The sequence below is a fragment of the Psychrobacter sp. 4Bb genome (assembly GCF_002836735.1).
In the GTDB taxonomy this organism is placed as follows: domain Bacteria; phylum Pseudomonadota; class Gammaproteobacteria; order Pseudomonadales; family Moraxellaceae; genus Psychrobacter.
In genome coordinates this window covers 1-1,088 of the sequence record NZ_PJAS01000022.1, presented here as the reverse complement: position 1 = coordinate 1,088, position 1,088 = coordinate 1, and the positions used below count along the sequence as shown (strand labels likewise).

General features: G+C 45.5%; 1 protein-coding gene. It reads right to left on the bottom strand.

Annotated elements, in window-relative coordinates; translation table 11 throughout:
- On the bottom strand, positions 1–1,032 hold a 1,032-nt coding region (locus CXF60_RS00600; protein ID WP_102090368.1), incomplete at its 3' end, for an IS256 family transposase.
- Between the last annotated feature and the right edge of the window lie 56 nt (positions 1,033–1,088).

Below are 1,088 nucleotides of genomic sequence, written 5' to 3'. Positions count from 1 at the left end.
GCTGTTTAAAGACTCAATAGCATTGGTGGTATAGATGGCTTTTCTGATATCTTTCGGATACTCAAAGAACACCGTTAAGCCCTCCCAGTTATTACGCCAAGACTTAACCACATGCGGATACTTATCACCCCACACCTCATCAAAGTGCTCAAGATTGGCCTCTGCTATCTCAAGCGTATCAGCACCATAAATTGCCTTTAAATCAGCCGCTACGGCCTTCTTATCCGTCCACGGCACGAACTTCATCGAATAGCGCACCATATGAACAATGCAAAGCTGAACCTGAGCATTGGGATAAACCGTGTTAATGGCATCAGGGAAGCCCTTTAAACCATCGACACAAGCAATAAGAATGTCCTGAACGCCGCGGTTTTGTAGTTCAGTGAGAACACCAAGCCAGAACTTAGCGCCTTCATTCTCTGATAGCCACATGCCAAGCAGCTCTTTTCTACCATCAAGTCCCACTCCTAAGGCCAGATAGATCGCCTTGTTGATGATCTGCTTGTCTTGGCGTACCTTAACGACAATGCAGTCTAAATAGACGATAGGATAAACACTGCTCAGCGGCCGGTTCTGCCAAACGATAATGTCCTCTAATATGTTATCGGTGACTCTTGAGACAAGAGAGCTTGAGATGTCGACGTCATAGAGCTCTTTGATGCTCTCTACAATCTCGGTGGTGGTGTGACCTTTGGCGTAAAGGAAGATGATCTTGTTATCAAGGCCACTAATACGGGTTTGATGCTTACTGACGAGTACAGGCTCAAAGCTGCTATCACGGTCTCTTGGGGTGGATATCTCAAAATCGCCTGTGTCGCTACGGATGGTCTTTTTAGTGTGCCCATTACGCTTATTAGGCTTGTCTGCTTTCTCATGCTTGGGGTAGCCGAGATGGTCTTCCATCTCAGCTTCAAGAGCAGTGTCGATAAAGGATTGCATGAGCTGCTTCTGAAAGTCTTTGATGTCATCAAAGCTATTCATGCTACCAGCCATTTGCTCGGCCAGTTTTTTAATGTCAGATTGGTTAGTCATTGCTTATTCTCCTGTTAGTGGATTATAAGCAGTTACACAAAGTTTGGGAAAGGCTC